Below are 24,427 nucleotides of genomic sequence, written 5' to 3' on the forward strand. Positions count from 1 at the left end.
ACGAAAGGCTACCCGCGGGTAGCACGTGGTGCGGCAAGATTGGTCCATGGAAACGCGTTCGGTCTGGCTCGTGCGCCACGGGCAGGCGTCCTTCGGCAAGTCCGACTACGACAACCTCTCCGAGACGGGCCACGAGCAGGCGTATCTGCTCGGCAAGCACTTCGCCGCGCACGGCGTCGCACCGAGCCTCATCGTCAGTGGTTCGATGAAGCGCCACCGTCAGACTCTCGCCGAGATCGCCGCGGGCGCCGGCTGGCATCTCGACGACGTCCCCGCCACCGAACCCACACACGTGACGACGCCCGCTCACCCCCGCGCGGACGAATCGGAGGCGCCGGCCACGCCGCCCGCCCCGGCGTCGAGCGACCGAGAAACAGACCGAGCGCAACACCTGGAGAGCACCCAGGACGCCGCCACACACGCGCCGAGAAAACCCTCCAGAGGCAAGCCCCCTCACCCGAAACCCGATGAACAGCCTGATGACGCCATCATCGCCGCGCATGCCCCGCGCGTCGTGGCGCGTGGTCTCGACGAGCGCTGGAACGAGCTCGATCATCGCGCGCTCCTGACGGCGTACAAACCGGCGTACAAGAACATGCTCGTGTTGAAGGCCGACATGGTGCGTACGTTGCGTCCGCGCATCGCGTTCGAGGAGACGTTCGAGAAGGCCGTCGATCGCTGGAGTGGCGGCCAGTACGACCACGAGTACCCGGAGAGCTTCGAGCAGTTCACCTCGCGCACGAACGAGGCGCTCGACGATCTCGTCGACGCCGCGCACGAGCACGTCGTCGTCGTGACGTCGGCCGGCCCGGTGTGCTGGACGGCGGCTCACCTCACCGCCGGCGGCAGCCTCGACGCGTGGAAGCACTTCACCCTCGCGGCGGTCAACACGGGCGTCACGCGCATCACGATCGATCGTCACGGCCCTCGGTTGCTGACGTTCAACGAGTTCACCCACCTCGAGGGCGCCGGGCTCGTCACGAACCGCTGAGATCCTGCGAGACAATGGCGGTCATGACCGCTCCTTCCGACACACAACTCGTCCTCAGCCAGATCATGGGCAACCAGCACACGAACCTGCTCGGCACCGTCCATGGTGGCAACATCATGAAGTTCGTCGACGACGCCGCGGGCGCCGTCTCGGCGCGCTTCGCGCAGGGCCCCGCCGTCACGGCCGCGATGGACGAGATGCTGTTCCTGGCCCCGGTGCGCGTCGGTGACGTGCTGACGGTGAAGACGCAGGTCAACTGGGCGGGTCGTTCGTCGATGGAGGTCGGCGCGCGCGTCGAGACGACACGGTGGGACGATCGCACGCCCCCGGTCCACGTCGCGACGGCGTTCCTCGTCATGGTCGGCGTCGACGAGTCGGGCAGGCCGCGTCAGGTGCCGACACTCGAACCGGTGACGGAGGAGGAGAAGCGCCGCTTCCGCGCCGCGCAGATCCGTCGCGAGCACCGCCTCGCGCAGCGCGCCGCCATCCGCGATCTCGGCGCGGGTGAGGCGTCCGTCGAGCGCGCATGACGCTGACGTTCGCCCAGCTCGCGCAGTTCTCCCTCGGCGCGGTGCTCATCATCCTGTGGCTCTGTCAACTTCGATTGGCCCCATGGTGACGGTCTGTTCTGGCCCCATGTCTACCCGGAGACCGGCTTGACCGAATCTTCACATTCCCTTGCCCGGGCCTCGATGTGGGGCTTCGAGGCTTGTGGCCACGACCTCGAACGAGAACTCCTCCCGTACAGTGCCGCTGTTTGCCCTGGGTGTCGGCACTCTCGCAGCTGCCGCCTTGGCCCTGATCGCCCCTGACTTGACCTCGGGGTCGGGCATGGAGGGGATGCCGATGACCCATTACATGGGACTGCTGGCCGTACGGCAGCCGTGGAACCTCCTGTTGTTCATGGCACTTCCGGTGGTGCTGGCCGAAACCCTTGCGATCACCGAGCTGGTGATGCTGCTGGCTCGTCGCGGTGATCGGCCGGCGCCGGGATGGGTGACGAAGGTGAGTCACTGGGCCGGGCTGCTGGCGGGTCCGGTGTGGGTGTTCATCGGCCAGCACCTGCTCATCACTGCCGTGGTTCCGCTGACGGTCCACGGCGGCTGGCGTGGCCCCGCGGACGTGATCGCTGTCCTTTCCTACCTGGCCGGTGCCTGCCGCTACTGGTGATCAGCCTGCTGGAGGCCGGACTCTTGGGTCGCAGCGAGGCCGGGCGCCGTCGCCTGCACGTGGCGATGGTGGCCGTGTTCCTGGTGGTGGCCCACGTCGCGATGATCTTCGGCATGCTCGACCCTGCCGTCATGGGCTACACGCCGACGGCACCCGCCTCAACGCAGCACGACATGGTCAGCATGCCGGGCATGAACCACGACATGGGTGGCATGACGGGCATGGACCACTCGACGATGATGCCCAGTGCCGCACCGTCGAAGTGATCCCCGGCCGGGTTCGTGGTGAGGTGGTGTCATGAATAGCGCGTCTGCTGCGGTTGCGCCGAGTGTCCTGGTCGTCGACGACGAGCCGGTTCTGTCGGGCACGGTGAAGAACTACCTCGAGCGGGCCGGCATGTCGGCCCAGACCTGCGGCGACGGGCTGGTCGCGCTTGACCTTGTCCGGGCCACGGCCCCCGACGTGGTGGTGCTGGACCTGGGCCTGCCGGGCATGGACGGGGTGGAGGTGTGCCGCCAACTGCGCACCTTTAGCGACTGCTACGTGTTGATGCTCACGGCCCGCGCCGACGAGGTCGACAAGCTGATCGGGCTGTCGGTCGGCGCGGACGACTACATGACCAAACCGTTCAGCCCGCGCGAGCTGGTGGCCCGCATCCAAGTACTGTTGCGGCGCCCCCGCGCCGGCGGTGCGGGCACCACGGCCTCGGTCCTGCGCATCGGCGCCCTCACCGTGGACCAGTCGTCTCGTCGGGTGGAGCTCGACGCCTCACCGGTGGAGCTGACCCGTACCGAGTTCGACCTGCTGCAGGCCTTGGCCGAACACCCCGGCCGGGTGCTGAACCGCCGCCAGCTCACCGACGCCGTGTGGGGCGAGGACTGGGTCGGCGACGACCACTTGGTCGACGTGCACATCGCGCACTTGCGCAAGAAGCTCGGTGACGACCCCTCCCAGCCTCGGTTCGTGCAGACGGTGCGCGGCGTCGGCTACCGGATGGGCCGAGGGCAGTGATGCCGCCCAACCCGCGCGGCAATTGGGGACGCCGACTGCTGTGGACCCAGATGGCCGTGGTGGCGGCGATGGCCGCCACCATGGTGCTGACGGCCCTGCTGGTCGGCCCGGCATGGTTCCGAATGCACATGCACGAAGCCGGCCACGCCCAGCCCGACGTCGTCGAGCACGCGCAGCAGGCCTTCCACGACGCCGGCCTGGTGTCACTGGCCGTGGGTCTGGGCACCGCGATGCTCGCCGCCCTCGGGGTCGCCACCGTCCTCAACCGGAACCTGTCGCGGGGGGTCGAAGCCCTCGTGGACGGCGCCCAACAGGTCGCCGCCAGACACTACGACCAACCCGTCACGATGACCTCGGCCAGCCCCGAGCTGGCCCAGGTCGCCAACGCCTTCAACCACATGGCCAGCCAGATCGCCTCCACCGAGCAGACCCGACGACGCATGCTCACCGACCTGGGCCATGAGCTGCGCACCCCGCTGGCCGCCACCCAGGTCACCCTCGAAGGACTGCAGGACGGTGTGGTCGACTTCACCCCCGCAACCGTCGAGATCCTGCTGCGGCAGAACCAGCGGCTTGCCGCCCTGGCCGCCGACATCTCCGAGGTGTCGCGTGCCGAGGAAGGCCGCATCCCGCTGTCCCTGAGCCACCAGGACCTCGCGCAGGTCGTGACGGCCAGCGTCGCCGCAGCCCGCCACGCCTACGACGCCGCCGGGGTGACGCTGCACGCCCAGAGCGTCCTCGGCCTGCGCGTCGACGTGGACGCCGCCCGCATCGGGCAGGTCTTGGACAACCTGCTGCGCAACGCCCTGCAACACACGGTGGCCGGCAACCGGGTCGAGGTCACGATGGGACACGAGCACGACCGGGCCGTGGTCCGCGTCATCGACAACGGCGTCGGCATCCCCACCGAGGCCCTCACCCACGTCTTCGAACGCTTCTACCGTGTCCAGGACACCCGCACCCGCGATGTCGACGGCGGCACCGGTGTCGGCCTGGCGATCTCCCGCGCCATCGCCCGCGCCCACGGCGGCGACCTGACCGGCCACAGCGACGGCCCCGGCCACGGCGCGACCTTCGCGCTGGCACTGCCCACCGTGACTTCTTGACCAGATCTTGACCAACCCTTGCCGGGGGCTTTATCCGCGCCCGACAGGCTCGAGGACATGAACACACTTTCCCGCCGCCACGTCCTGTTCACCGGTCTCGGTCTGGCCGCGGCAGGGGCCTTGAGCGCCTGCGACGCCAAGAACACCCCGGCCGCAGCACCCGCCGCGCCGAACTCCCCGCTGACGATCCCAAGCCAGACCCCGCTGGCCGCCGCCCCCGGCACGAAGACCGTCAACCACGTCCTCACGCCCCGGCCGGTCACCCTCGACCTGGGCGGCGTCACGGCCAGGACCTGGGCCTACGACGAGACCCTCGACGCCCCCGTCCTGCGGACCCGCGCCGGTGACCTGCTGCAGGTGCGCGTCGACAACAAGCTGCCCACCAGCACCTCCGTCCACTGGCACGGCATCGCCCTGCGCAATGCCAGCGACGGTGTGCCCGGCGTCACCCAGCAACCCATCGAGGCCGGCAGCAGCTTCACCTACCAGTTCGTCGCCCCCGACCCGGGAACCTACTTCTTCCACCCCCACACCGGGGTGCAGATCGACCGCGGCCTGTACGAGCCGCTGGTCATCGACGACCCCGCCGAACCCGGCCGCTACGACCACGAATGGGTCATCACCCTCGACGACTGGACCGACGGTGTCGGCACCTCTCCCGACGATATCCTCGCCGCGTTCAAGGCCCAGAACGGCACCGTGTCCAGCGGCATGAACCACGACATGGGCGGCATGGACCACGGCATGTCCCCCCTGGGCGACGCCGGCGACGTTACATACCCCCATTACCTCGTCAACGGCCGCGTCCCCGCCGCACCCCGAACCCTGACCGCCAAGCCCGGGCAGAAGGTGCGACTGCGCGTCATCAACGCCTCCTCCGACACCATCTTCAAGCTCGCCCTGCAGGGCCATCGACTCACCGTCACCCACACCGACGGTTTCCCCGTGACCGCCACCGAGGCCAGCGCCGTCTACCTCGCGATGGGAGAACGACTGGATGCGACCATCACGCTGGGCGACGGCGTGTTCGTGCTGCAGGCCGCGCCCGAGGGCAAGAAGGGCACCCCGGCCCGGGCCATCGTGCGCACCGGCTCCGGCAGCGTACCGACCCCGGACACCCGCGTCGCAGAACTCGACGGCAAGGCCCTGCTGACCACCCAGCTCAAGCCCGCCGACAGCGCACGACTGCGCGACCGCAAGCCCGACATCACCCTCGATGTGGCACTCAACGGCCAGATGAAGCCCTACGCGTGGGGCCTCAACGGCAAACGCTTCGGCGAGGACACCCCACTTGCCGTGAGCCGCGGCCAACGCGTGCGGCTGCGGATGACGAACATGACGATGATGGCCCACCCCATGCACATCCACGGCCACACCTGGGCCCTGCCCGGCAGCGCCGGGCTGCGCAAGGACACCGTCCTGATCCGCCCGATGGAGACCGTCGAGGCCGACCTGCAGGCCGACAACCCCGGCACCTGGATGCTGCACTGCCACAACATCTACCACGCAGAACTCGGCATGATGACGACCCTGCGCTACTGACATGCCCCGGCCGATGCCGGCCACTCAAGCCTGCACTGATGGTGCGGCTGCCCCCTGCGGCAACCGCACCATCACCGTCTGCAGGTCTTGACCAGACTTTCACCAAAGCTCGGGGGCGCATTGACCTCGCCCCGTCACCGTGGAAGTGGAAGGAAAACCCCTTCCCCGAGCAGACAAGGACACGCCATGTACACCAGCCCCGACCAGACCCCCGCTCCTTCGGCGAGGACCCCCGCCAGCCCCTGACCGGCCCCATGACCGACGAGGACCCCAGCAGCACCACCCACCAGCACGGCGCGGCCCACCAGCACGGCAAGTCCCACCACTGGATGCACCTGCTGATGTGCGCCCCGATGCTGCTCGTGGTCGTCGGCTACCTGTGGGCCGGACGTGCCAGCCTCGCCGCCGGCGGTGTCGTGGCCGCCCTCGTGCCCGCCATCGGCTGCATGCTCATGATATGGCTGATGATGCGCATGATGGATCACGGCTCCCAGCACTGACCACCGCCCCGCCATCCACCGGCAGTACCGTCTCGAGGAGCACCCCATGAACCACCCGACCGCCACCGCCACCCACGACCACACCACCCACTACACGTGCTCCATGCACCCCGAGGTGACCAGCGACCACCCGGGACGCTGCCCCAAGTGCGGGATGTTCCTGCAACCCGCCGACGGCGGGGACGCGCCGGCCGCCCAGCACCACGACCACCCGACCGATCACCAGCACCCCATGGGCGAGCCGGCGGTGGTGGCCGGTGCGGTCGCTGCAGGGGACTGGACCTGCCCGATGCACCCCGAGGTCCGCAGCGATGGCCCCGGTGACTGCCCGATCTGTGGCATGGCGCTGGAGCGTGTCTTGGCCGAGCTCGACGAAGGCCCGAACCAGGAGCTCGTCGACATGCGTCGCCGGTTCCGGGTGGCGGCGGTGCTGAGCGTGCCGCTGGTGGCGATGGTGATGGTGCCCATGGTGCTGGGTCGTGCGCTGCCCGGCAGCGTCGCGCCGTGGCTCGAGCTCGCCCTGTCGACGCCAGTGGTGTGGTGGGCTGGGTGGCCGTTCTTCGTGCGCGGCGCGAAGTCGGTGGTCAGCCGTCACCTGAACATGTTCACCCTGGTGTCGTTGGGCGTCGGTGCCGCGTGGCTGTACAGCGTGGTCGCGGTGCTGGCGCCGGGGCTGTTCCCATCCGGGATGCGGGCGATGGACGGCCGGGTCGGCACCTACTTCGAGGCCGCGGCAGTCATCATCACCCTGGTGCTGCTCGGCCAGGTCCTCGAGCTGCGGGCCCGCGACCAGACCTCCGGCGCGATCCGCGCCCTACTCGACCTGTCACCGGCCACCGCGCACCGCATCGGGGCCGACGGCACCGAGACCGACGTGCCGGCCGCCGAGCTGCAGCTGGGCGATCGGTGCCGGGTGCGGCCGGGCGAGAAGGTGCCGGCCGACGGCACCGTGGTCGATGGTCACGCGTATGTGGACGAGTCGATGATCACCGGCGAGCCGGTACCGGTCGACAAGAGCCCCGGTGACCGGGTCATCGGCGGCACGATCACCCAGGGCGGCAGCCTGGTGGTGGAGGCCACTGGTCTGGGCGCTGACTCGACCCTGGCCCGGATCGTCGACCTGGTCTCCCAGGCGCAGCGGTCCCGCGCCCCGATACAGGGACTGGTCGACAAGATCTCGGCGGTGTTCGTGCCGGTCGTGATCGCCGTCGCCCTGGCCACCTTCGGGTTGTGGCTGGCCATGGGCCCGCAGCCGCGGCTTCCGTTCGCGATCGTGGCCGCCGTCAGCGTGCTGATCATCGCCTGCCCGTGCGCGCTGGGCCTGGCCACGCCAATGTCGATCATGGTCGGGGTGGGGCGCGGCGCCAGCGAGGGCGTGCTGGTCAAGAACGCCGAGGCCCTCGAACGACTGCAGAAGGTCGACACCCTCGTCGTCGACAAGACCGGCACCCTCACCCAGGGCCGCCCCAGCCTGGTCGACCAGCAGGGCGTCGACGGACGTGACGACGCGCAGGCACTGCTGCTCGCCGCGGCTGTGGAGGCCGGCTCCGAACACCCGCTCGCCAGGGCCGTGGTCGATGCTGCCCGCCAGACGGGACGCACGGTGCCGGCAGCCAGCGCCTTCGCCGCCCACCCGGGTGGCGGTGTCAGCGCCACCGTCGACGGCCAGCGCGTGCTCGTCGGCAGCCCCGCCTTCCTGGGCAGCCAGCAGGTCGACACCCATGGCCTGGACGCCGTGGTGGAGGCCTACCGTCGTCGTGGTGCGACCGCGATCGTCGTGGCTGTCGACGGCCGACCGGCCAGTGTGATGGCCATCGCTGACCCGCTCAAGGCGACCACCGCGCGGGCGATCGAGGACCTGCGTCGGCGCCGGATGAAGGTCGTCATGCTCACCGGCGACAATGCCACGACTGCCCGGGCCATCGCCGACGAGCTGCACATCGACCAGGTCGTCGCCGACGTCCTGCCCGACCAGAAGCACGGCCACGTGCAGGCCCTGCAGGCCCAGGGCCACGCCGTCGCCATGGCCGGCGACGGCGTCAACGATGCCCCCGCCCTTGCCGCGGCCGATGTGGGTGTGGCAATGGGCACCGGCACCGACGTGGCCATCGAGAGCGCCGACGTGACCCTGCTCGGCGGCGACCTCGCTGCCCTGGTCAAGGCCCGCGACCTGTCGGTCGACACGATGCGCAACATCCGCCAGAACCTGGTCTTCGCGTTCGTGTACAACGTGGTCGGCATCCCGCTGGCCGCTGGCGCCCTCTACCCGGCCTTCGGCTGGCTCCTGTCGCCCGTCATCGCGGCAGCCGCCATGGCCCTCAGCTCGGTCAGCGTGATCACCAATTCCTTGCGGCTTCGTCGCCGCCGTTGACCCCAAGAGCCCAGCCGGTCGTTGTTCACCCCATCACAGATGCCGTGCGTGGGTGTGGGCGAGGCGGTAGGAGTTGGTGCCGGTTTCGATGATGGTGGCGTTGTAGGTGAGACGGTCGACGATCGCTGCGCACAGGCGGGGGTCGGTGAAGGTGTCGGTCCAGGCGGAGAAGGACTGGTTGGAGGCGATCGCGATGGCGTTCTTCTCCTCGCGTTCGGTGAGGACTTGGAACAGCAGCTCGGCGCCGCGCCGGTCGAGTTCCATGTAGCCGAGTTCGTCAATCACGAGGAGATCGACGCGGCCGTAGCGGTTGATGGTCTTGGTGAGTTGTTTCTCGTCGGCGGCTTCGACGAGCTCGTTCACCAGGCGGGTGGCGAGGGTGTAGCGGACGCGGTAGCCCTGCTCGGCGGCTGCGGTGCCCAGGGCGATGAGCAGGTGGGATTTGCCGGTGCCGGAGTCCCCGATCAGGCACAGGGGGTCACCACGCCGGATCCAGTCGCCGGTGGCGAGCTCGTTGATGGTGGCGGGGTTGATGTTGGGGTTCGCGGTGAAGTCGAAGTCGGCGAGCCACTTGTCGCGGGGGAAGCCGGCGCTCTTGATGCGGCGCAGGGTGGAGCGCCGGTCGCGGTCGTCGACCTCGGCCAGGAGCAGCTCGGCGAGGAAGCCCTGGTAGGTGAGTTGTTCCTTGGTGGCGGCGGTGATGGCCTCGTCGACGACGGAGCGGATGGTGGGCAGTCGCAAGCGGCGGCAGGCCTGGTCGATCGCGGCCTGGGCGGCTTGTTCGGTGAGGCCGTGACGACGGCGAAGACCTGCCGGACGGGGGCTGGTGGTGGTGGTCATGGGGTTCCTGTCGGGGTGTGGTGGTGGGCTTCGACGGTGGCCGAAGCGGGGTCGGGTTGGCGACGTCGCAACAGCTCGTCGTAGGCGGTGACGGTGGGCAGGGGTCGAGTGTCCTCGGGTAGGTGCGCGATGACCTGGTGCGGGTCGGTGGGGCGTCGTGGTGGCAAGTTCACGACCGTCCCCCGCCTGGTCGGGGTGGTAGGGATGGGTGTGTGGGTGGTGGCGTGGCGGCGGGCTTCGACGGCGACGACGTCGGGGCTGATCGCGCCGACCGACAGGGCGCTGGTGATGCCGGCGATCACCGCCTCGGCGGGGAGGGAGCGGTGGAGCAGGAGCACGTCGATGAGTTCTTGGGTGCCTGCGACGTCACCGCTGGTCTTGCGGGCTGCGGCCCAGAACGCGTCGTGGGCTGCGGTGAATGCCCCCGCCGCTCTGGCTTGGGCCAGGGCGGTGGAGCCTGGGAACGCACCGGGCTTGTGGCGTAGGACTTCTAGGTAGTGGTCCAGCTCGACCCGGGTCACCCCACGGGTGCCGAGGCGTCGGTGGGTGGCCACTATGGTGCGGCCTTCGAAGACGACCACGCACGAGGCCCGCAGGCTGACGCGGACGCGTTGCCCGATCAGGTGTGCGGGGACGGAGTACTTGACCATGCGGACCGTGATCAGGGCGGAGCGATCGACGCGCGGGTGGAGGATCAGGCCAGGGTCAAAGTCCCCGGCCGGCAACGGCGCCAGGTGGTCGAGTTCGGCGTGGTAGTCCTGCCCGATCGTGTTCGCATGGCCGGTGATGCGGCGGGTGTTGTCATCGTGTTCCCAGGCACGGATCTTGTCGTTGAGTTCGTCCAGGCTGGGGACCTCGGGCATGGGGGTGAGGTGGTTGCGGCGGAACCATCCGACCTCGCCCTCGACGCCGCCTTTCTCGTGGGCGCCGTCGATGCCTGGCTGGCAGTAGAACGCGTCGAAGCCGTAGTGGGAGCGGAACAGCACCCAGCGTTCGTTCTCGTCGCGTAGCCGGTCGCCGCCGTGGATGACCTGCACGACGGCGGAGGTGAGGTTGTCGTAGCGGATGTGTCGGGTGGGGATGCCGCTCAGGGCGTGGAAGGCCTCGATGTGTCCCTCGAGGAATGCCTCCTGCCCGCCTGTCGGGTAGACGCGGTGGATGGCCTTGCCGGAGTGGGACAGGCGGTAGACGAACATGTGGCACTTGGTCTTGACGCCGTCCAGGATGACGTAGACCTCGCCGAAGTCGACCTCGGCCTCCGCGCCGGGGGCGTGGTCCTGCGGCACCATCGCCTCCACCCGACGCCCGGCCTCCAGATCGATCTGCGCGCGCCGGACCCGCACGTAGTCCCGCACCGTGGAATAGGACAGGTCCGTGGCGCCGTGCTCGTCGCGTAGCCGGGCCAGGATCCTGGTCGCGGTGTGACGCTGCTTGCGCGGCGCGGTCAGGTCATAGGTGAGCATCTCGTCGATCGCCGGCTTGTACGGATCCAGGCGCGGTGCCGTGCGGACCGGTTTCTTGCGGGGTGGGGGTTCGGCAGCGGCGAGGGCCTGGCGGACGGTGCGGCGGTGGACTCCGTGCTTGCGGGCGAGCTCGCGGATGGACAAGCCATCGACTCGCGCGTCGTAGCGGATGTCGGCGTACAGCTGCACTCGTGACCCCATCTTGGCTCCCTTGCCCTCGCGACTGGTTCCCAGTGATGGGGACCAGCGTGAAGGGGTGGGGCCAGTTCAGACCGTCAACACCCCGGCAAGTCGCACTCGGGGCCAGATCAGGCCGTCACAACGGGGCCAAACCAAGCTGTCACAACCACTCAGGCGGACCCGCCGACGCCAAGAGGTCTTGAGTGCTGCCGAAGCAGCCGCCCGGGAGCGCGCGCAGATGCAGCGCGAGATCGCCCGCCAGCTTCGCGGCTGGACCTGGCGGAAAGTCGTCGCCTACGCACTGGTGATCGTTGGCGCGCTCATCGTTATCAACCACACACTCATGCATATGGGGTTGGACTGGATGCCGATGTCGCAGGGCCGACAGGACCTTTTCGCAGGCTGGCCCCTGGGCGGTGTGCTCGTCCTTGCGGGGTTTGTCATCGGCGGCCAAACGCCGAGCGCGACGAAGTAGGCGTGCTCGCAACGCTGGCGGCACACAGCTACTACCTGCGTATGAATGCAGATAATCACCCATCATCCGAACTCCCCGTTGAGCAGGCGGAACTGGCTGCCGAAGTGTTCCGGATGCTCGCGGACGCAACTCGTGTGCGCCTGTTGTGGGCGATCCTCGATGACGAGTTGGCCGTCAACGATCTGGGGAGCTCCGTGGCAACGCCCGCCCCTTCTATCGCAGCACCTCGCCAAGCTACAGATGGCCCGACTGGTGCGAACTCGGCGCGACGGGACGCATGTCTTCTACCGAGTCGAGAACGACCACGTCGCGCGGCTGGTCAGAGACGCGGTCTTCAACGCTGAGCATGCCGGCCTGACTTGCCGCGGCATCACCAAGACGAGGTGACGCCACTGCCGCCGTCTCGACGAGGCGAGCAGTGAGCCTCCAGGATCCCGGCCACGGGCAGGGGCGCGACGACGTTCACCAGCACGAACACGATTTCGGCCGAGACGGCCGACCTACTTTGCGAGACCGTTTGCCCCACGTGCCGCGCCCGCACTCTCACGACGCCGCAGACTCCCTTGATGCCGCGTTGGAGTCCAGTTCGCAGGGCAACCGTGCGGTCAAGATCAGTCTGGTCTCGCTCGGCCTGACCTCGCTGGCGCAGCTTGCGGTGGTGGTGATCTCGGGCCCGGTGGCACTGCTGGCGGATACCACCCACAACTTCTCCGACGATCTGACCGCGCTGCCGCTCTGGCTGGCCTTCGCCATCGGCCGTCGCGCACCGACACCCGCCGCTACACCTACGGCTACGGCCGAGCCGAGGACCTGGGGCGGGACTCTGCGTCGTGGCCATGATCGCTCTGTCCGCCGTGGTGGCCGGCTACGAATCGATCGGGCGGCTGATCAATCCGAGACCCGTTGACCATCTCGGCTGGGTCGCTCTCGCCGGGCTGGTCGGCTTCTTCGGCAACGAGGCGGTTGCGATCGTCCGGATCCGTGTCGGTCGGCAGATCGGATCGGCAGCCCTGGTCGCCGATGGCCTGCACGCACGCACCGACGGCTTCACCTCACTCGCGGTCGTGATCGGCGCCGCGGGCGTCGACGCGGGTTGGGAAGCCGCCGACCCCATCGTCGGCCTTCTCATCACCCTGGCCATCCTGGCCGTCCTGCGGACCGCGACGCGGGTCATCTTCCGCCGCCTTATGGACGCCGGCGACCCCGCCATGGTTGACGCCGCCGAGGACAGCTTGAAGGCGATCCCAGGCGTTGTTGCCGTGCGACGGGTCAGAATGCGCTGGATCGGCCACGAGATCCACGCCGACGCCGACCTCGACATCGAAAGCAACACCTCACCCGCTGAAGCCCACCAACTCGCCCACTCCGCCGAGCACGCATTGACCGACGCCGTGCCGAAGCTCGCCAGCGCCGTCGTCCAGGCGTACCCGACAGGACACTATGAATCCGGTGCCGGTCATCTCCGATAACGTCGCCATCCTCACAGACCGAGGCAGTCGAGCCTCCTGTCATTCAGCGAGGTCTCAACGGCGGTTGATGCCTCCACGCCGGTGGCACTGGCAGCCGTTGCGCGAACGAACCCTCGGGTCGGTCAGCCTCCGAGTTCAGCCAGAACGTAGATAGCAAGGAAGCCAGCGAAGAACATGGCGCCGAGAAGTGCGGTCTCGGCCTCTTCGTGCGCCTCGACCAGGAGTTCCTCCACGGCCAGGTACAACAACGCTGCCGCTCCGAACGCCAACACGAAGGCCAGGACGGCGGGTCCGACGCCGCTCAGGATTGCGGCGGCGGCGATGGCGCCGACCGCGGTGCTCATACCGAGGGCGGTGCAAATAAGTGCGGCTCGGCGAGCGGAGAGGCCCCGGTCGTTCAGTTCGGCGGCCAGCGAGAGGGACAGGAAGAGGATCTCGAGGGTGAGTGCGATGGTCAAGATGAGTGCTTGGGTGGATCCGAGCTGCGCGCCGAGACCGACAAGCACGCCATCGACGAGCAGGTCGATCGCCGCTGTCACCAGGAGCCCTATTGGGACGGTGGCTGCGACGCGATCGCCTGTGGAGGTTCTGGGTGTGGATTCCTGCTTGCCGTCGAGGCGACGTCCGTAGGCGGCGAGGGAGAGTACGAGTACGACGCCGGCGGTGAAGCCGGCGGCGACCCAGCCCAGATTGCCCTCGTGTCGTAGGTCGGGCAGCAGCTCCCCGGCCAGTGCGGCGATGACAACGCCGGCGGCGAAGTGCTGAATGCCGCTGACCAGCCGGGAGCCCGGGCGTCGTACCGCGGCGACGGTGGAGCCGATGGCTCCCGCGGCGACGGGAAAGCTGACCAGGAGCGCTGCCTGTCCGACGGCGTTCATCGAGGACCTTTCCGGGTTCTGCGTTCTCGGCAGCTATGGAGGTCAGATGGGGTTGACATGTTCTTCGTGGCTGGCTGGTTCGCACTGGATGGTGGCATGGGTGACGTGGTACTCCTCGGCGAGCAACGCGGTGACCCGGTCGAGGACGGCGTGTAGCTCGGCGTCGTCGGCCAGCACCACGTGCCCGGTGGCGGTGTCCAGTCCGGAGGTGACGGTCCAGATGTGCAAGTCGTGCACGTCCGCGACGCCCGGCAGCGCCCTGATCCGGGCCTCGACCTCGCCCACGTCGAGTCCGGGCGGGGCGACCTCCATCAAGATTCTCAAGGCTTGCGCGATGAGTTTCCATGTCCGGGGGAGGATGAACAAGCCGATCGCGGCCCCGATCAGGGGGTCCGCGTAGCGCCAGCCGGTGGTGAAGATGATGATGGCGGCGACGATGACACCCACCGAGCCGAGCATGTCGGAGAACACCTCGAGGTAGGCGCCCTTGACGTTGAGGGATTCCTTAGCCCCGGCCATCAACAGCCGAAAGCTGATCAGGTTGACGATCAGACCCACCACTGCCACGGCCAGCATCGGCAGCCCTGGGACGTCGGGTGGGGAGGAGAATCTTTGCCAGGCTTCGTACAGCACGTACCCGGCCACTCCGAACAGCAGCACCCCGTTGGTCAGGGCAGCGAGGACCTCGAGTCGGTAGGTGCCGAAGGTGCGCTGCGGGTTCCCGGAGGCTTGGGCCAGGGTGATCGCGGCCAACGCCATCCCCAGGCCGAGGACGTCGGTGCCCATGTGTGCGGCATCCGACAGCAGAGCCAGGGAGCCGGTGGTCAAGCCCACGGTGAGTTCGACGAGCATGTAGGCCGCGGTCAGGCCGAAGGCGATCAGTAGGGGTGTGCGGTGTCGGGCCCCGGCGGTGGCTGCGCTGGCGTGGCTGTGGCCGTGGTCGTGTCCCATCCCTCAGACCCCCGGGGTGCCGTGGACGGCGTGGTCGAGGTGCTCACGCGTGACGTCGAGGAGAAGGCGTACGTGACTATCCGCGAGGCGGTAGCGGACCATCCGGCCGTCGCGGCGATTGGTGACGACGCCTGCAGTGCGGAGCAGTCGCAGTCCGTGGGACAGCGCGGAGGGGGACATGTCGACCATCTCTGCCAGGTCGCACACGCAGGTCTCGCCTGCCTCCAGCAACGCGAACAGCACCCGCACCCTGCCTGGATCGGATAGCAGCGCGAACGCGTCCGCGATCCGGCTCGACTCCGCTGGGGTGACCAGAAGAGGCCTCGTGGCCTCCACTCGGCCTTCGTCGACTTGGGTCGAGGTGCAGGCATCGAGGCCCACCACCTGGGCATCTTGGGATCGGGTCACGGGAACTCCTGAACAGTTGAACGAGTTGTCATATGTACAGTAGTCGACGTTGGATCCGACCGACCCCCACAAGGAGTCTGAAGCAATGACAACCGAGCTGACCTGCCCCAAATGTCACGGCGCGATGCGTAGTTACGAGCGCAACGGCATTCAGATCGACCAGTGCACCGAGTGTCGCGGTGTCTTCCTCGACCGCGGTGAGCTGGAGCAGCTGATCGATGCCGAGGCGGCCTACACCCAGGCCGCCCAGCAGGGCCGCGGCGCCCCGGTCCCCGGGCCGCCCGCCCAGGCGAACCAGCCTCCGGGTTACGGCTGGGACCAAGGCGGACACCATGGCAAGCCCCAGTACGGCGGACACCACGGCAAGCGGAAGAAGGGCTTCCTCGGCGAGCTCTTCGACTGACGCGCCGCGAGGACCGCGCCGCGCGGCGTTGACCCGCTGCGGGCCCGACCCCGATATCGTCGGGCAAGGCGAGCGTCGCAATCGCCGCGGTGCGGGCAGGCGCCCTCGGCCGACCTCCCATCGGGTGCCTGTGGCTCCCGTCGCAAGCGCCCGGCAGCCGTCAGGTCAGCCACCGAAACAGTTCCCACCTGCAACCGGCACGGGCCAGGGGACAGAACAACGAAAGGCAAGACAGCAGATGTCTTCGAAGGGTCGCAAGGACCACACACAGCGGGCCGCGCGGGTCCAGCAACTGCGGCGTGAGCAGAAGCGCAAGGAGCGTCGGCGTGCTCTGCTGATCTACTCCGTCACCGCAGCCGCGGTGCTGCTCATCGTCGGCGGCGTCGCCGTCAGCCTGATCCGCACCGAGGCGAACAAGCCCGACCTGGCGGCCGTGAAGAGCTACAAGGTCACCCCCGAGCACGTGCAGACCCCGGTTACGTATGCGCAGACTCCGCCCGCGGGCGGAAAGCACAACCCCATCTGGCTCAACTGCGCCACCTATCCCACCCCGGTGCCCAACGAGAACGCGGTGCACTCGATGGAGCACGGAGCCGTCTGGGTCACGTATCGACCCGATCTGCCGGCCGCTCAGGTCGCGACTCTGAAGGCCGCGATCCCGAGCACCTACGCGGTGCTCTCGCCGTTTCCCGGGCTGAAGGCTCCGGTCGTCGCCTCGGCGTGGGGTAAACAGCTCTCCCTCGACGGTGCGGACGATCCCCGTCTCGCGGCCTTCATCCGGGAGTACCGGCAGGGTGCTCAAGCGCCCGAGAGCGGCGCCGCGTGCACCGGCGGCTCCGACGGCACCCTGCCACTGAACGCCGGCGGCGGTATGCCCGCACCATCCCCGACCACGCAGCCCTGATCGGGGGATCTCGATGACCAAAGAACCGTCTCTGCCAGAGGATCTTGCGGAGTACGCCGAAGTTGCCGCTCGCCCCCGCCCCGACCGACACCGTCCTTGGTTGCCGGTGGTGGCGGTGCTGCTGGTAGTCGGCTTGGTGGTGGCCGGCGGGGTCGGGTACCTCGTGGGCCGTCCTGCCTCGCCACCGGCCGATGACAGTCCCGAGGCTGGATTTGCCCGGGACATGCAGGTCCACCACGCCCAGGCCGTTGAGATGTCCCTGATCGTGCGGGAGAAGAGCGCTGACCCGGGCCTGCGGGCGATGGCCTACGACGTGATCACCAGCCAGCAGCAGCAGATCGGCCAGATGTACGCCTGGCTGGACGGCTGGGGACTCCCGCAGACCTCCCCCCGTACGTCGATGGCGTGGATGTCGGGGATGGATCATGCCGGGATGGCTGGCATGCCGTCCGGATCCGGCTCGATGACGATGTTGCCGGACGGTCGGATGCCCGGGATGGCATCGGCCGCGGATCTGGCGCGGCTGAAAGCTGCGAGCGGTCGGGCCGCCGAGGTCCTATGGCTGCAGCTGATGATCCCGCATCACCAGGCCGGGGTAATGATGGCCGAGGCAGTGATCCAGAAATCCGATGATCCCCAGGTAGTCAAGCTGGCCAATGCCATCCGCACCGCCCAGCTCGCCGAGATCGACCAGATGCGCCAGATGCTCAAGGAACGCGACGGGGTCGAGAGGAGCTCGTGAAACCGGCGCTCCAACTGCTGGCCGCCGACGCGCTCGCCACCATCCACCTCACGGGGGCCGCACCGCCCGCAAAGCACACGCCGAGCTGGAATCGTCAGACCCGCCGGCCCGCGACGTACACACGCGGGTGCCGGCCCGGGTTGTGCTGCGGGTCGAAGGCCCGATCTCGCCGATCATTCCATCTGGTGGCTTTCGACGTTGGTTCGACGGATGCAAAGTCTGGTTGACTTTCGGCTCCTCCTACACTGCCCGAGTGTCCCCTCGAACCTACGCGCAGTTGTTCCGGATCGTCGCCACGGCCGAGGCCATCTCGTGGGCGGGTCTGCTGACCGGCATGTACTTCAAGTACCTCACGGATGCGGGGGACCTCGGGGTACGGATCTTCGGACCCATCCACGGCGGCATCTTCGTCGCGTATGTGCTGATCACATTCCTGGTCTCACGCGCGCTCGGATGGGGTCGTTGGACCACCCTGGTGGGGCTGGCGTGTTCGGTGCCGCCCTTCGCCACACTGGCGTTCGAGGTGTGGGCGCAACGAAGTGGCCAGCTTATGACGCCCACGACTGGTTCCCCCGACGAGCCCCTCCCCCGCCGAGCGACTACCGGCGGTCGCGTCTGAGCCACGGGCACGCGGGTTCGGCGACCTGATCGTTGCCGGAGCACGATCAGGCAGCAGCCCACCAGCCCTGTGCTCGAGGGCGGCCGGCACCTGAACGGCGAGCCGAGGTAGCCGGTGACGAGCGCATCTACTCGAACGACTGAGCGCGCCCGGGGCTGCGCTTGAGGAGCATTCTAGACTTGTGAAACATTTCACAAGTAGCGCTATGGGTGACCGGTTCGCGGCTGTGCGCACGTACCGTCGGGACCGTGGTCACCCGCGACGCGCTGCTCCAGGTACTTACTGCCGACCCTGCCGGGTTGCTGCCGGCGCGCGAGCAGATGGCGATGACCTTGGGATGGCACATCATCCTGGCCTGCTTCGGGGTGGCGTTCCCCGCGATGATCCTGGTGATGCACTCGCGGGGGATCCGCCGCGACGACCAGGTGGCACTGGGCCTGGCGCAGCGCTGGTCGAAGGTAGCGGCGGTCTTGTTTGCCATCGGTGCGGTCTCCGGCACCGTGTTGAGTTTCGAGATGGGGCTGCTGTGGCCCGGTCTGATGGGTCGCTTCGGCGACGTGTTGGGGTTGCCGTTCGCCGTCGAGGGGCTGGCCTTCTTCGTTGAGGCGATCTTTCTCGGCATCTACCTCTACGGCTGGGGCCGGATGCCCCCGAATCGGCACGTTCTGATGTTGATTCCGATGGCCATCTCGGGGGTCGTCGGCACGTTCAGCGTGATCGCGGTCAATGCCTGGATGAACAACCCCACGGGTTTCCGGATGGTCAACGGTGAAGTCACCGACGTCCAGCCGTGGCGTGCGTTCTTCAACGACGGGGTCTGGGGCCAGTTCGCGCATATGTGGGTGGGCGCGTTCATGGTCGTGGGCTTCCTGGTCTCGGGTGTGTACGCGGTGGGCATGCTCCGCGGCCGCGTCGATGCGCACCACCGGCTCGGGTTCAGCGTCCCGTTCGTCTTCGCTAGCGCGGCAGCGCTGGTGCAGCCCTTCATCGGGCACCTGCTGGGGCTACGGCTCGGTGGCACCCAACCCTCGAAGCTGGCGGCGTTCGAGCTCGCGACCACGACCGAGAGCCCGTCCCCTTTGCGTCTGGGCGGTGTCCTGGTCGATGGTCAGGTCCGGGGGGCGATCGACATCCCGCTGCTCGGATCGATCATCTCTCGCAACTCTTTCACCACCCCGGTCCAGGGCCTGGATACGATCCCGGTCGCAGACCAGCCGCCGGTGAACATTGCCCACTTGGCTTTTCAGTCGATGGTCGGGATCGGCACCCTGCTGGCGCTGGCCGTGGTGCTGTTCTGGTGGACTCGCTGGCGCGATCGTGACCTGCTCGAGAACCGCTGGTTCCTGCGGTTCTCCGCGGCGGCGGGTCCGCTCGCGATCATCGCTCTGGAGGCCGGGTGGATCGCGACGGAGGTGGGTCGGCAGCCGTGGACGGTGTTCGGCGTGCTGCGCACCACCGAGGCGGCGGGCAGCAACTCCGGATTGTGGTGGCTGTTCGGGGTCACGTTCCTGGTGTACGCCGCCATGACGGTGGGCGCCTACGTCGTGCTCCGGTCGATGGCGCGCCGCTGGCGCTCGGGTGAGCTGGACCTGCCCAGCCCCTACGGACCGCAAGCGCGACTCTCCGACACTCAGAGAACCGACCGATGACCCTCGCGCTGGCCGCTGCCGCCGCGCTCTTCGTGGGCGTGCTGGCCTACTCGCTGTTCGGCGGCGCCGACTTCGGCTCCGGATTCTTCGACCTGACCGCGGGTGGCTCCGCGTCGGGAGCCGAGCTGCGCACCCTCATCGACCACAGCATCGGGCCGGTATGGGAGGCGAACCACGTGTGGCTGATCTTCTGCCTGGTGACCTGGTGGACTGCGTTCCCAGTCTCGTTCGCGGCCATGATGAGCACCCTGATCATCCCGCTGCTGCTGGCATTGCTCGGGATCGTCCTGCGCGGAGCCTCGTTCGCCTTCCGCAAGTACGCCGCCACCCTCGCCCAGGCACGGCTGTTCGGCGCGTTCTTCGCTGCCTCCTCGCTGATCACACCGTTCTTCTTCGGTTGTGTCGCGGGGGCGATCGCGTCGGGCCGGGTGCCGGCGACCGGACGCGGCCCGCTGATCGACTCCTGGGTCAACCCCACCTCGATCTTCGGGGGCCTCATCGCGGTCGGCACCTGCACCTTCCTGGCCGGGGTGTTCCTCGTGGCCGACGCCGCCCGCGCCAGTGCATTCGTGCTCACGGCACAGCTACGGATCCGGTCCCTGGCCGTGGGCGTCACGACCGGGCTGATCGTGTTCGTCGCTCTGGTGCCCATCAAGCACGACGCCCCGACTCTCTACGCCGGTCTGACCGGGAAGGCGGCACCCCTGATCGGCATCTCGGCCGTGGCGGGTCTCGCCACACTGGTGCTCCTGGTCGCGCGCCGCTTCCCGGCGGCGCGCCTCACCGCGGTGCTTGCCGGCGCGGCGGTGGTACTCGGCTGGGGCATAGCCCAGTACCCCTGGCTACTCGTCGACCAAGTCAGCATTGCCGATGCCGCCGGGTCACCAGCCACACTCGCCGCACTGCTCGGCGTCGTCGTCCTAGCCGCGATCATCGTCGTCCCCGCGATGGCGTACCTGTACTCACTCACACAGTCCGAGCCGTGGACGAAGTCAGAATCCTGATTCACCGTAGGACATGACTCGTCAGAGCCAGTCGAGTGGTCGCCCGGGCGAGGTCCCGCGGCGCGGCGGAGACCGTTGAATACGGAGGCCAGGTTCTCAGTGACGGCGATAGCGGCGCAGTTGCTCCTTCGTCACGAGCCTCAAATGACCCCACCGACCTCGTCGAGTGAAGGCAACCTCGCTCCGTACAGGCTTCCAGTTCCAAGGCAGCACCCACCTCAGCTTCGCGTGGACCAGGTTCACAAGGCACTTCATGCGCTGGGTCGAGCCTGCGAGACGCCAATGCTCAGTCGGAAGTCTGAATAGATTCGGTTGCCGCTCGATGTTATCGAAAGGTTTGCCGCTGACTACCCCAGCGGTGGCTTCAAGATGGACGACGAGCCAGGGTCCACCCTGGCCCTCATGGTGGTGGTCTGGCACGAGCTCAGGCCGTGCGCCCCGGCGAACGTGCCTGAGATCGAAAGACTATTGCCCGCGAAGTATCGCGGGGGCTAGGACGACCACCTTTCGCTCCAGGGCCCACGCCCCCGCTGCACGGTGAAGCGTCCTTCATAAGACGACGATGTCCCTGTCGCGACTAATTGGAGAATCGGTAGGTCAAGATCCATTGGTTGCCGCCGCCCTGAGGCGACCGAGGGGCTGGGCACAGGAACCCGGTCGAGACGATGGCCGGATGCCTTTAGGGCTACGACCGTCCTTGAAGGCATCGAGACCGCTGCGGGCTTGACAGCTCTGCGGGAAGTGGCCTTCATTCGCGCTAAGGATACCTCCTCGTAAAGCCCAAACTCTGGTCCCCGCGAATGACCAAGGTCGACGACCGCGGATCCGCCCGGACTGAATCGCCCCGGGGCACACCAGAGCCTCTACTGGCTATGTCAACTTCATCCGGCCCCGGGATGACGGCCCCACGTGGCCCCATCTGGCGCTAGATCAGCGGTAGCGCAGGGCGCTCGGGAATGCGCTCTGGGAGGCTGGTGATCATGAGTGCTGAACCGTCTCTTGTGCCCGAACTGGCCGTGACCGACTGCAGCGTGTCCGTCCGGTTCTGGTGTGACCTGCTGGGCTTCGCCGTGCTTTACCGCAGGCCGAGGAGGGCTTCGCCTACCTCGCGCTCTCGGCGGCGCTCACCTCATGCTCGACCAGGCCGACATCGGCAGGACGTGGCGAACGGCGCCCTTCGACCTTCCCTTGGGGCGCGGGATCAACTTCCAGATCTCCGTGCCCGATGTTGCCGTGCAACTCAGGCAGCTCCGTGAGGCGGCCTGGCCCTTGTTCATGGAGCCGGAAGTGAAGTGGTACCGCCTCAGTCCGAGCGAGTAGGCGGGTGTTCGCCAGTTCCTCGTGCAGGACCCCGACGGCTACCTGGTGCGCCTCCAGATGTCGTTGGGACACCGAATGTTGGAGCAGTGACCCAACGCGGCAGGAGAGCGTGTCGGCCGGGCGCATTATGCCAGCTGACGGGCTGAGCGCCTGGGCCCTTGAGCGCGGGCCTCTCTCGGCTTCGTTCGGTAGGCTCCTGGCTGTGACGACGCCCTTGCCCGACATCGCCCCCGCGAGTGACGAACGATCAACCCTGACGTCATTCCTCGACTTCCAGCGCAGTGTCGCGCGCCGTAAGACTGAGGGCTTGGACGACCAGCAGCTGCGCACCCGCTTGGCCGGGCATCCATCGATGATGAGCATCGGCGCGATCATCAAGCACCTGGCCAGCTGCGAGACATGGTGGGCCCGCGGCTGTTTCGCCGGGCAGGATGTCGGGGAGCTGGACGAGCCGTGGCGCTCGGGCTGGCAGCAGGCTGAGGGTGACTGGGAGTGGGAAGCGGACGCCGACTCGGGCAAAGACCTGCGTGCGTGGTTCGACAAGGCCATCGCTAACGCGAACAGCACCTACTCGGCTGCCCCGACACTAGATGAGCTCAGCGTCCGGGCCTGGGGGGCGCCCACCCCGGCGCACGTCAACCTGCGTTGGATTCTCGTTCACCTCATCGAGGAGTACGCCCGCCACCTGGGCCACCTCGATCTCCTGCGCGAACAGATCGACGGCAACACCGGAGACTGAATGGCGAGATGAGGTCAGTGATCTCGTCGCGGCAGAAGCGGATGTTGGCGCGTCACTGCTCCCGTCCGGAGCTGATCCAGCGGGGATCGTCGGAGATGTTGCGATCACCGTGCACGGTGCGTGCGATGTGGTCCAGGAGGTCCATCTGGGTCGGCGTGAGGTCGATGTCTGCACTGCCGAGGTTCTCGATCATGCGGGATGCCGTGCGTGAACCTGGGATCGGGACGCAGGCGACTCGGAACTGCTCTGCCTTCTGCAGCAGCCACGCCAGGGAGATCTGGGCGTTGGTGGCTCCGATCTCGGCGGCAACGCGGGTGACGATCGCGAGAGCCTGCTGGTTGGCATCCCACCCGGCCCCCATGCGTTCGGTGCGGCCGCGGAGGTCGGTCGCGATCTGCGCGGGGGTGAGGGTGCCGGTGAGGAAGCCTCGTCCCAAGGGGCTGTAGGGCACGAATCCGATCCCGAGTTCCGCGCAGGCCGGGACCACGTGAGCCTCGACATCACGCGACCACAGGCTCCATTCGGACTGGACGGCCGTGATCGCGGCCGTCGCGTGGGCTCGACGCAGTTCGTCCGCGGTGACCTCTGACAGGCCGAGGTGACGTACCTTGCCCTGGGTCACGAGCTGCGCCATGGCGCCCACGGTCTCCTCGATGGGGATGTCGGGGTCGGTGCGGTGCAGGTAGTACAGGTCGATGGTCTCGACGTCGAGGCGGCGCAGCGACGCGTCGCAGGCTTGGGACACGTACTCGGGACGTCCGTCGGTGGACTTCTGCCCTCGGTGGTCCTCACCAAGGGTGATGCCGGTGATGCCGAACTTTGTGGCCAGCTGCACTCCGTCGCGGCGGCGGGCGAGCAGGGGTGCGAGCATCTCCTCGTTCGTCCCGGCTGGGCCGCTGCTGCCGGCACGGGGCTCCCCGTAGACGTCGGCCGTGTCCAGGAACGTGATGCCCGCGTCTATCGACTCGTCGAGGGTCCGGCGGGCCTGGGCGTCGGTGGTGCCGCCGTAGATGTGACTCAGGGCCATGCAGCCGAACCCGATCGGGGACGCGGTGAGGGTGCCGAGGGTGGTCATGGTGTCGGGCCTTCCTGGTAGGTGGCGATCTTGTATTCGGTCGCCGCGAGGGCCAGTTGGAGTTGGCCGATCTGGCGGCGCAGGGTGTCGCGGTGTTCGAGCATGAGGTCGAGTCGTTGGGGGATGGTCTGTCGTCCCGCGTCGACCAGGTTCAGGTACTCCTTGAGGTCGGCGATCGTCATTCCTGCGGTGCGCATGCGCGTGATGAACATCAGGCGGCGGATGGCGGGTGAGTCGTAGCGGCGGTGCCCGACGTCGTCTCTGGCGACGGCGACCATGCCAATGCGTTCGTAGTAGCGCAGCGTGTGGACGGTGACGTCCAGGTGGTCGGCTGCTTCGGCGATGTCCCACCACGTCGTGGGGTCGTCGCGAACGAGATCTTTCAGTGCCTCGACCGAGATCCCGCCGGGTGGGTCGGTGGCGAGGCGGAGGGCCTGTTCCAGCTCGAGGTTCATGTCGGTGACGCTACGGCTTCGAGCGCGCTCGAACGCAACACCCGCTTGCGGAGACCTCCGGTGCCGCATTCGCAAGGAAGGTCCGCACATCGGCAAAGTAGTGATGTCACGCGCCTGTTGCGGGGGTCCGGTGCCGGGCTCGGGTGTGGGCGAGGCGGTAGG

General features: G+C 68.0%; 24 protein-coding genes and 1 pseudogene. 18 read left to right on the forward strand and 7 right to left on the reverse strand.

Annotated elements, in window-relative coordinates; translation table 11 throughout:
* The first annotated feature begins 46 nt into the window (after positions 1–46).
* From HMPREF0321_RS16045 to HMPREF0321_RS07595, 8 genes and pseudogenes are all read left to right on the forward strand, one after another.
* Positions 47–991 carry a histidine phosphatase family protein gene (locus HMPREF0321_RS16045; protein WP_006945532.1) on the forward strand — a complete coding sequence of 315 codons (945 nt, stop codon included), beginning with the start codon at positions 47–49 and terminating at the stop codon, positions 989–991.
* Between the two features lie 23 nt (positions 992–1,014).
* Positions 1,015–1,521 carry an acyl-CoA thioesterase gene (locus HMPREF0321_RS07565; RefSeq protein ID WP_006945484.1) on the forward strand — a complete coding sequence of 169 codons (507 nt, stop codon included), beginning with the start codon at positions 1,015–1,017 and terminating at the stop codon, positions 1,519–1,521.
* 328 nt (positions 1,522–1,849) lie between these two features.
* A pseudogene (locus tag HMPREF0321_RS17385) lies at positions 1,850–2,427 on the forward strand (DUF6803 family protein).
* A 31-nt stretch (positions 2,428–2,458) separates the two neighbouring features.
* Positions 2,459–3,172: a response regulator transcription factor gene (locus tag HMPREF0321_RS07575; protein ID WP_006945505.1), complete on the forward strand. Its 714-nt coding sequence runs from the start codon at positions 2,459–2,461 to the stop codon at positions 3,170–3,172.
* Positions 3,172–4,278 carry a cell wall metabolism sensor histidine kinase WalK gene (locus HMPREF0321_RS07580; RefSeq protein ID WP_240742566.1) on the forward strand — a complete coding sequence of 369 codons (1,107 nt, stop codon included), beginning with the start codon at positions 3,172–3,174 and terminating at the stop codon, positions 4,276–4,278. The genes HMPREF0321_RS07575 and HMPREF0321_RS07580 overlap by 1 nt, the downstream gene beginning before the upstream one ends.
* Positions 4,279–4,335: 57 nt before the next feature.
* Positions 4,336–5,820, forward strand: coding sequence for a multicopper oxidase family protein (locus tag HMPREF0321_RS07585; protein WP_006945529.1), 1,485 nt, complete (start codon positions 4,336–4,338; stop codon positions 5,818–5,820).
* A gap of 254 nt (positions 5,821–6,074) precedes the next feature.
* Positions 6,075–6,320 (forward strand): hypothetical protein, encoded by a 246-nt coding sequence (locus HMPREF0321_RS07590; protein ID WP_006945551.1) that lies wholly within the window; start codon positions 6,075–6,077, stop codon positions 6,318–6,320.
* 46 nt (positions 6,321–6,366) lie between these two features.
* Entirely contained in the window at positions 6,367–8,691 is a 2,325-nt protein-coding gene (locus HMPREF0321_RS07595) for a copper-translocating P-type ATPase (protein ID WP_006945541.1), read from the forward strand.
* Between the two features lie 33 nt (positions 8,692–8,724).
* Here HMPREF0321_RS07595 and istB read toward each other — a convergent pair whose 3' ends face one another.
* Both istB and istA read right to left on the reverse strand, forming a co-directional pair.
* Positions 8,725–9,531 carry an IS21-like element helper ATPase IstB gene (gene istB / locus HMPREF0321_RS07600; RefSeq protein WP_006945482.1) on the reverse strand — a complete coding sequence of 269 codons (807 nt, stop codon included), beginning with the start codon at positions 9,529–9,531 and terminating at the stop codon, positions 8,725–8,727.
* On the reverse strand, positions 9,528–11,195 hold the full coding sequence (gene istA / locus HMPREF0321_RS07605) for an IS21 family transposase (RefSeq protein WP_040014674.1): 1,668 nt from the start codon (positions 11,193–11,195) through the stop codon (positions 9,528–9,530). The genes istB and istA overlap by 4 nt, the downstream gene beginning before the upstream one ends.
* A gap of 178 nt (positions 11,196–11,373) precedes the next feature.
* Between istA and HMPREF0321_RS14865 the strand changes: the two genes are divergently transcribed.
* The 3 genes from HMPREF0321_RS14865 to HMPREF0321_RS07615 all read left to right on the forward strand — a co-directional run bounded on the left by HMPREF0321_RS14865 (position 11,374) and on the right by HMPREF0321_RS07615 (position 13,118).
* Positions 11,374–11,649 carry a hypothetical protein gene (locus HMPREF0321_RS14865; protein ID WP_136788869.1) on the forward strand — a complete coding sequence of 92 codons (276 nt, stop codon included), beginning with the start codon at positions 11,374–11,376 and terminating at the stop codon, positions 11,647–11,649.
* A gap of 418 nt (positions 11,650–12,067) precedes the next feature.
* Entirely contained in the window at positions 12,068–12,556 is a 489-nt protein-coding gene (locus HMPREF0321_RS17390) for a hypothetical protein (RefSeq protein WP_370447736.1), read from the forward strand.
* A complete protein-coding gene (locus HMPREF0321_RS07615) occupies positions 12,486–13,118 on the forward strand; it encodes a cation diffusion facilitator family transporter (protein ID WP_370447735.1) in 633 nt (210 codons plus the stop codon). The genes HMPREF0321_RS17390 and HMPREF0321_RS07615 overlap by 71 nt, the downstream gene beginning before the upstream one ends.
* Before the next feature lie 122 nt (positions 13,119–13,240).
* Here the strand turns inward: HMPREF0321_RS07615 and HMPREF0321_RS07620 are convergent, their stop codons facing one another.
* The 3 genes from HMPREF0321_RS07620 to HMPREF0321_RS07630 are packed head-to-tail and all read right to left on the reverse strand — an operon-like array spanning position 13,241 to position 15,355.
* Positions 13,241–13,996 (reverse strand): ZIP family metal transporter, encoded by a 756-nt coding sequence (locus HMPREF0321_RS07620; protein ID WP_006945510.1) that lies wholly within the window; start codon positions 13,994–13,996, stop codon positions 13,241–13,243.
* A 42-nt stretch (positions 13,997–14,038) separates the two neighbouring features.
* The gene (locus HMPREF0321_RS07625) at positions 14,039–14,947 is read right to left on the reverse strand and encodes a cation diffusion facilitator family transporter (protein ID WP_006945553.1); all 909 of its coding nucleotides are present in this window, start codon (positions 14,945–14,947) and stop codon (positions 14,039–14,041) included.
* A 3-nt stretch (positions 14,948–14,950) separates the two neighbouring features.
* Positions 14,951–15,355: a helix-turn-helix transcriptional regulator gene (locus HMPREF0321_RS07630; protein ID WP_231729517.1), complete on the reverse strand. Its 405-nt coding sequence runs from the start codon at positions 15,353–15,355 to the stop codon at positions 14,951–14,953.
* A gap of 85 nt (positions 15,356–15,440) precedes the next feature.
* Between HMPREF0321_RS07630 and HMPREF0321_RS07635 the strand changes: the two genes are divergently transcribed.
* The 7 genes from HMPREF0321_RS07635 to HMPREF0321_RS07675 all read left to right on the forward strand — a co-directional run bounded on the left by HMPREF0321_RS07635 (position 15,441) and on the right by HMPREF0321_RS07675 (position 22,735).
* Entirely contained in the window at positions 15,441–15,758 is a 318-nt protein-coding gene (locus HMPREF0321_RS07635) for a zf-TFIIB domain-containing protein (RefSeq protein WP_040014676.1), read from the forward strand.
* A 238-nt stretch (positions 15,759–15,996) separates the two neighbouring features.
* On the forward strand, positions 15,997–16,662 hold the full coding sequence (locus HMPREF0321_RS07640) for a DUF3105 domain-containing protein (protein ID WP_006945497.1): 666 nt from the start codon (positions 15,997–15,999) through the stop codon (positions 16,660–16,662).
* Positions 16,663–16,675: 13 nt separating this feature from the next.
* Positions 16,676–17,404 (forward strand): DUF305 domain-containing protein, encoded by a 729-nt coding sequence (locus tag HMPREF0321_RS07645; RefSeq protein WP_006945531.1) that lies wholly within the window; start codon positions 16,676–16,678, stop codon positions 17,402–17,404.
* A 253-nt stretch (positions 17,405–17,657) separates the two neighbouring features.
* Positions 17,658–18,023: a DUF3817 domain-containing protein gene (locus HMPREF0321_RS17035; RefSeq protein WP_040014686.1), complete on the forward strand. Its 366-nt coding sequence runs from the start codon at positions 17,658–17,660 to the stop codon at positions 18,021–18,023.
* A 248-nt stretch (positions 18,024–18,271) separates the two neighbouring features.
* A complete protein-coding gene (locus tag HMPREF0321_RS07655; protein ID WP_006945486.1) occupies positions 18,272–19,672 on the forward strand; it encodes a cytochrome ubiquinol oxidase subunit I in 1,401 nt (466 codons plus the stop codon).
* Positions 19,669–20,676: a cytochrome d ubiquinol oxidase subunit II gene (locus HMPREF0321_RS07660; RefSeq protein WP_006945483.1), complete on the forward strand. Its 1,008-nt coding sequence runs from the start codon at positions 19,669–19,671 to the stop codon at positions 20,674–20,676. Before HMPREF0321_RS07655 ends, HMPREF0321_RS07660 begins: the two co-directional genes overlap by 4 nt.
* A gap of 1,522 nt (positions 20,677–22,198) precedes the next feature.
* The gene (locus HMPREF0321_RS07675) at positions 22,199–22,735 is read left to right on the forward strand and encodes a DinB family protein (protein ID WP_006945548.1); all 537 of its coding nucleotides are present in this window, start codon (positions 22,199–22,201) and stop codon (positions 22,733–22,735) included.
* Positions 22,736–22,787: 52 nt separating this feature from the next.
* On the opposite strand, the gene HMPREF0321_RS07680 is transcribed toward HMPREF0321_RS07675, so the two are convergent.
* On the reverse strand, positions 22,788–23,810 hold the full coding sequence (locus tag HMPREF0321_RS07680) for an aldo/keto reductase (protein ID WP_006945543.1): 1,023 nt from the start codon (positions 23,808–23,810) through the stop codon (positions 22,788–22,790).
* Positions 23,807–24,427 (reverse strand): MerR family transcriptional regulator (locus HMPREF0321_RS07685; RefSeq protein WP_217490526.1); only part of this gene is annotated, 621 nt, incomplete at its 5' end. The genes HMPREF0321_RS07685 and HMPREF0321_RS07680, both read right to left, overlap by 4 nt.

The sequence above is a fragment of the Dermacoccus sp. Ellin185 genome (assembly GCF_000152185.1).
In the GTDB taxonomy this organism is placed as follows: Bacteria; Actinomycetota; Actinomycetes; order Actinomycetales; family Dermatophilaceae; genus Dermacoccus; species Dermacoccus nishinomiyaensis.